The sequence below is a fragment of the Sphingosinicella sp. YJ22 genome (genome assembly GCF_011320075.1).
Lineage (GTDB): Bacteria > Pseudomonadota > Alphaproteobacteria > Sphingomonadales > Sphingomonadaceae > Allosphingosinicella.
Genome location: NZ_JAANPA010000067.1, coordinates 1 through 6,104, shown reverse-complemented (window position 1 = coordinate 6,104; position 6,104 = coordinate 1). Strand labels below are relative to the sequence as shown.

7 protein-coding genes are annotated in these 6,104 nt (G+C 70.5%); 5 read left to right on the top strand and 2 right to left on the bottom strand.

Going from position 1 to position 6,104, the window contains the following annotated elements:
* The 3 genes from G7B71_RS15270 to G7B71_RS15260 all read left to right on the top strand — a co-directional run.
* Positions 1–1,566 (top strand): ATP-dependent helicase C-terminal domain-containing protein (locus tag G7B71_RS15270; RefSeq protein WP_279338419.1); only part of this gene is annotated, 1,566 nt, incomplete at its 5' end.
* Between the two features lie 269 nt (positions 1,567–1,835).
* Positions 1,836–2,138: a hypothetical protein gene (locus G7B71_RS15265; RefSeq protein WP_166042494.1), complete on the top strand. Its 303-nt coding sequence runs from the start codon at positions 1,836–1,838 to the stop codon at positions 2,136–2,138.
* 95 nt (positions 2,139–2,233) lie between these two features.
* Entirely contained in the window at positions 2,234–2,515 is a 282-nt protein-coding gene (locus G7B71_RS15260; protein WP_166042492.1) for a hypothetical protein, read from the top strand.
* A 97-nt stretch (positions 2,516–2,612) separates the two neighbouring features.
* On the opposite strand, the gene G7B71_RS15255 is transcribed toward G7B71_RS15260, so the two are convergent.
* Positions 2,613–4,952 (bottom strand): GGDEF and EAL domain-containing protein, encoded by a 2,340-nt coding sequence (locus G7B71_RS15255; RefSeq protein WP_166042490.1) that lies wholly within the window; start codon positions 4,950–4,952, stop codon positions 2,613–2,615.
* Between the two features lie 200 nt (positions 4,953–5,152).
* Between G7B71_RS15255 and G7B71_RS15250 the strand changes: the two genes are divergently transcribed.
* Both G7B71_RS15250 and G7B71_RS15245 read left to right on the top strand, forming a co-directional pair.
* On the top strand, positions 5,153–5,428 hold the full coding sequence (locus G7B71_RS15250) for a hypothetical protein (protein ID WP_166042487.1): 276 nt from the start codon (positions 5,153–5,155) through the stop codon (positions 5,426–5,428).
* A 76-nt stretch (positions 5,429–5,504) separates the two neighbouring features.
* A complete protein-coding gene (locus G7B71_RS15245) occupies positions 5,505–5,858 on the top strand; it encodes a hypothetical protein (RefSeq protein ID WP_166042485.1) in 354 nt (117 codons plus the stop codon).
* Here G7B71_RS15245 and G7B71_RS15240 read toward each other — a convergent pair whose 3' ends face one another.
* Entirely contained in the window at positions 5,859–6,101 is a 243-nt protein-coding gene (locus G7B71_RS15240) for a DUF167 domain-containing protein (RefSeq protein ID WP_166042497.1), read from the bottom strand. It abuts the gene before it with no gap.
* Between the last annotated feature and the right edge of the window lie 3 nt (positions 6,102–6,104).

The window sequence follows — 6,104 nt, the reverse complement described above, 5'->3', positions numbered from 1 at the left end:
TACGACCGCGCCGCCGGCCTCACCCGCCTGGTCACCGAGCGCGCCAGCCAGGCCGCGGTCACCCAGCGCGCCGGCCGCGCCGGCCGTCAGGCGCCCGGCCGGGTCTATCGTCTGTGGGAGGAAGCCGCCACGGCGAGCCTGCCGCGCTTCGACCCGCCCGAGATTCTCGAGGCCGATCTGTCCGCCCTGCTGCTCGACTGCCTGATCTGGGGAGTCGCCGACCCGCGCGAGTTGAACTGGCTCGACCCGCCGCCGGCGGCCGCCGTCGACGAAGCCCGCACGCGCCTCACCAGTCTCGGCGCGATCGATGAAGCCGGCCGCCCCACCGCCCATGGCCGCGCCATCGCCGACCTGCCGCTGCCGCCGCGCCTCGCCCACATGCTGATCGAGGCCGACGCCCGCGGCTGGAGCGCGACCGCGGCCGACGTCGCCGTGCTGCTGTCCGAGCGCGGCCTCGGCAGCAACGACACCGACCTCGAGCTGCGCCTCAGGCGCTGGCGCGGTGAGCGCGGCAAGCGCGCCGATGCCGCACGGGGCCTGGCGAGGAGATGGCTCCAGCTGATCCCGCGGACAGTAGCGAAAGAGTCTGGGAGGGGAGAGGTTGGTGCCTGCGTCGCCCTCGCCTTCCCCGACCGACTCTCTCGCCGCCGCGACTCGTCCGGCGAACAATGGCTCAGCGCCGGCGGACGCGGCTTCCGCCTGGACCCCGCCTCGCCGCTCGCCCGCGAGGAATGGCTCGCGGTCGCCGAGGTCGGCGGCGCGGCGGGCGGCGCGCGCATCCTTTCGGCCGCGCCGATCGACCAGGCCACCGTCGAAGCGCTGTTCGCCGACCGCATCGCCAGCGGCGCTCGGGTGACGTTCGACCCTGCCACCGGCGGCGTCCAGGCCAGCCACGGCCGCCGCCTCGGCGCGATCCTCCTGTCGGGCGGCCAGGACAGCCGCGCCGCGCCGGCCGAGATCGAGGCGGCCTTGCTCGACGGCGTGCGCCGCCACGGCCTCGCGCTGCTGCCGTGGCGCGACAGCGCGGCGTCGCTGCGCCGCCGGATCGCCTTCGCCCGCGCGCAGGACGACAGCCCGCCGGACCTGTCCGACGCGGCCCTGCTGGAGCGGCTCGACGAATGGCTGCCGTCGCTCCTCGCGGGCAAGCGCCGCCTCGCCGACATTTCCGGTGGCGAGTTACATGGCGCGCTCGAAGGTTTGCTCGGATGGGATGCCCGACAGCGCCTCGACCGGCTGGTTCCGGCGGAGTTCGTCACGCCCGCGGGCAGCCGCCACGCCATCGACTATGAGGCCGAGGCGGGCCCGACCGTCACCGCCCGAGTCCAGGCCTTTTTCGGCCTCGCCGAGCATCCCACCGTCGCCGGCCGGCCGCTGATCCTCGCCCTCACCTCGCCGGCCGGACGACCGATCCAGACCACCAGCGACCTGCCGGGCTTCTGGCGCGGCAGCTGGGCCGCGGTCGCCAAGGAAATGCGCGGCCGCTACCCCAGGCATCCCTGGCCCGAAGATCCCGCCGCCGCCGACCCGACCCTGCGCACCAAGAAGGCGACGGCCGCGCGCCGCTGACCGGCTCAGGGTGCTACAGGCGTAGCACAAATTGACCGCTTCCGGACAGAAGCCGTCCGCTTGCGGACACCAGCCGTCCGAATGTGACGCCGAGACATGGCGAAATTGCCCGGAAACCGGCGTGTATTGCCAATGCAATACAGCTTCCAAAATACAGCAATGGCGGTTTTCCGCGCTTTCTACTGTCTGGCATGCCTAATGCACTAAGACACGTGGCAGGCGGGGGCGCCTGCTTGAGAAATGCGCACCAGGTGAAGGGAGAAACACCCATGTTTATCGCACGCCCCCGGGCCATCCGGGCTACCGCCGCCGCCGCGGCTTTGTTCGCTGCCGCCATCGCCACCTCCGCCTCAGCCCAGCACGCCGCGGGCCTGACCAGCGTCAACGTCGCCGCCACGAACGAGACCGGCGGCCGCGCGGCCAAGACCGCGCAACCCGCGGCCGGCGGCGACGGGGCCGACCGGATCATCTGCGTCCGCGGCCAGCGCGTCATGTCGCGCATCACGCAGGATTTCTGCCGGACGGAATCGGATTGGGAGCGGCGGGGCGGTCTCCTGCCCGAAGATCACTAAGCGGCTCCCCGCGTCCCCGGTGCGTGGCAGCCGCATCGGGGACGCCCCCATCGCTGCCCTGTTCGCGTGCTGATCAGGTGACAGGGAGAACGGCCATGACCAAGTTCAATCGCACGACCGGCGTCGCCGCCGCCGTCCTGTGCGTCGCCGGCGCCGCCGCGCCGGTCCTCGCCCAGACTCAGGACCGCATGGTGAGCACCGGCCAGCTCGACGCCGCGAAGGAGTCGCGTGCCGCACGGCCGCGTGCGTCGCAGACGTCTCAGGATCCGAACCAACGGATCTGCGTGCGCGCCGACCTCAGCGGGTCGCGCATCAGCCGCCATATTTGCCGCACTCGGGCCGAATGGGATCGGATGGGCGGGCTCCCCGACGACTAAGCGCCGCCTGCCCATCCAGCCCCCGGCGCGTGGCAGCCGCGCCGGGGGCTTTTCCTTGTGTGGAACGAATGCAAGCGGCGCGGGGCCGAGGAACGGCTCAGGCGGTCATCCGCTGCTGGATGCCGTGGACCAGCTCGGTGGCGCGGTCGAAGCTCATCGGCCGGCCGAACAGATAGCCCTGGATCTGGTGGACGCCGAGGTCACGCATGCGGGTGAAGTCGTCGGCCGTCTCCACGCCCTCCGCGGTCACCGTCATTCGGAAGCTCTTGGCGAGCTGGACGATCGACTGGATGATCGCGACCGCTTCCTTGTTGTCGGCCGCCTCGCGCACGAACGAGCCGTCGATCTTCAGCTTGTGGAAGACCGCCTTGTTCAGATAGCCGAGCGACGAATAGCCGGTGCCGAAATCGTCGAGGGCGATGCCGACGCCCAGCGTGCGCAGCCGCTGAAGCACGTCGAGCGTGTGCGCGTTCTCACCGAGGAAGATCGATTCCGTCACCTCGAGCTCGAGGCGGTTGGCCTGGAGGCGGTGGCGGGCGAGCGCCTCACTCACCGTGTTGGGAAGCGCCGGGAAGACGAGCTGCTTGGCCGACACGTTGACCGCGACGGTGATCCCGGCCGGCCACACCGCGGCGGCGCGGCACGCCTCGTCGATCACCCAGTCGCCCAGCTCCATGATCAGGCCGGTTTCTTCGGCCAATGGGATGAACTCCATCGGCGACACGATGCCGCGGGTCGGGTGCTGCCAGCGGATCAGCGCCTCGAAGCCCATCAGGCTCTGGTCGGCGGCGCTGATCAGCGGCTGGAACAACAAACGGAACTGGCCGGTGGCGAGCGCGACTCGCATGTCCTGCTCGACGCGGAGGCGATCCTCCTGCTCGTTCGCCATCTCGGCGTTGAAGAAGCAGCAGATGCCGCGGCCCTGGTCCTTGGCCTGGTAGAGGGCGAGGTCGGCCTTCTGGATGAGGTCGTCGACGCTCTTGCCGTCGATCGGGCCGAACGCGCAGCCGATCGACACGCCGATGCGGATCTCGGCCTTGTCGATGAAATAGGGCTCGGCGATCGCGGCAATGATGTTGCGGGCGAGCTCCTCGACTCGCTTGCGGCTCTGCGCGTCGCGGATGACCACGGCGAACTCGTCGCCGCCCATTCGGCCGACCTCACCGATCGTTCCGACCTCGCGCACCAGCCGCTGCGACACGCTCTTGAGCACCGCGTCGCCCTTAGGGTGGCCGAACGTGTCGTTGACCGGCTTGAAGCCGTCGAGGTCGAGGAACATGATCGCGCAGGGCACATTGGTCGCCTCGGCGCCGTCCAGCGCCTGGCCGAGCAGCTCGCGCACGCGGCCGCGATTGGGCAGGCCCGACAGCACGTCCATGTTGGCGAGGTTGGTCAGGCGCTCCTGGGTCTTGCGCACTTCGGTGATGTCCGAGCCGACTCCGCGGAAGCCCTGAAACTGGCCGGTGACGTCGATCACCGGATCGCCCGACAGGCTGATCCAGCGCGTGCCGCGGCGGGTGCGCATCTCCATCTCGAGATTGGCGAAGGGCTGGCGCGCGAGCAGGGCCTGGCCGAGCACCGAGTTGCCGCCGAGCGTCGCCGGCAGCGAATGGCCGACCACCTGCGCCGGCGAGCGGCCAATCAGGCCGGTCATCCGCGACGAGATGTAGATCACTCGATTCTCGCTATCGACCTGCCACAGCCAGCCGACGCCGCGATGCTCATATTCCTTGAGCAGCAGGCGGATTGACTCGGCCGCGGCGCGGGTCTTGGCGATCACCTTCAATTGCGCGAAGATCCAGCGGGTCAGCCGGGTCACGCCGAAGATGCCGATCGCGGCGAGCATCACGAAGGTGAGGCCGAGGCGAAGGTCGAGCCGCTCGCTGCCGTGGAAATAGGCGATGCAGAAGGCCGCGGTCAGGGTCGCGATCCAGGCGATCGCGGCGGCCGGCACGGAGGCGAGCGACAGCGACGCGACGATCATGCCCGCCATCGCCCCGCCGATCACGAACTGAGCGTCGGGCGGCAATGTCGCGAAGCCATAGGTCGGCAGCGACGCCCACACCAAGGCGAGTAGCATCGCCTCGCCGATCGGGAACAAGGCATGGCGGGGCCGAGCGGTGCGGCTGCTGCCGATCGCCGCGGTGCTCATCACGTGACGGCAGGCGACCCAGTTGACGAACAGCACGACGGCGAGCCAGCCGATGATGAAATGGATCGGGATCGCGCCCAGCATCGCCCATCCGCACATGCCGGCGGTGGCGGCGGCGGACACCGCGAAATAGGGCGCGAACAGCGCCCGCGCTTCGATCTGCCCGTTGTGGAGGTGCGCGTCGCGCAGCCGCTCGCTGCCGGTATCGGTGAACGCCGGCTCGCCCGCTTCGGCCGGGAGAGTCTCGGGCGCGTCGGATTCCGGGTCAACGGGCGCGTGGTACATGGGCATCCTGGCCTGGGGCATGGTTCACGCTGGTCTAGGCCGAAAGGATTTGATGATGCGTTAAGGCCGTGTCGCAGGCTGGCACGCCGCAAGTCCTTTTGAACATTGGTCGATAGCCGCGCCATGTTGGGCGTGAGCCGCTTTCGCTCCGCTGCCCCGCGCGGCACCGGTAAGGTACAGTAACCAAGGCGGAGGGTCCGATGCGACTCACGTTCATCCCGGCGGCGGCTGTGGTCCGGATCCTAACCGTATCGGGACTGCTCGCGCTGGCCGCCTGCGCGTCGGGCGAGGCGGCGCCCGCTTCGCAAGCGCAGGATGGCTCGCGCGCAAAGCTGGTGCGCGGTTATGGCTGCGCCCAGTCGGCGATTGCCGGCCGCTACAGCTGCGCCCGCTCGCTCGACCGCCAGGCGCAGCGCGAGGCCGCCGCCCAGGCGCCGGCGACCTGCCGAAGCTGCGGCACCGCGCTCGCCAACTGATTTGCGGCGAATCCCGTTGCATGCCCGGAACAAGGCGGCTTGTGGGGCGATTCACTCCGTGAAAGGAAGCCTGCCCATGTCCCGTGCCCCACGTCTCGTTTCCGCCGCAGCCGCGGCCCTGCTTCTCGCCGGCTGCGCCACCCTGCTCCCCGATGACCGCACCGCGTTCAGCCCGGCCGGCCAGACGCTGCGGGTGGACGCCGCCAATGGCGCGAGCAGCCGCATGAGCTTCCGCCAGGACGGCGTCGTTGTCGCAAGCTTCGGCAGCCAGTCGGTCAACGGGCGCTGGGAAATGAGCGGCCAGGACCTGTGCTTCAACTGGGGCAACGCGCCGCGCGAATGCTGGCCGCTGCAGGGACCGTTCGTGCGCGGCCGCACCCAGACCATCACCAGCACCCGCGGCAACAGGGTGCAGGTGACTCGGCTCTGATCAGCCGCGCGAGATCGCGATCAGCTTGTCGCGCGCGCTCGCGCCGCGCAGCAGCTCGAGCGACGAGCGCGGCTGCCCAAGCGCCCGAGCGAGCAAGACGAGGATCGCCTCGTTTGCGCGGCCGTCCTCGGGCGGCGCGGTGACCCGGACGCGCAACGGCCCGCCCGCCTCGGGCAGCAGGATGGCGTCCGCCGACGCACCGGGCGCGGCGCGCACCGCGAGGCGGCCGCCCTCGTCGGCCAGCCC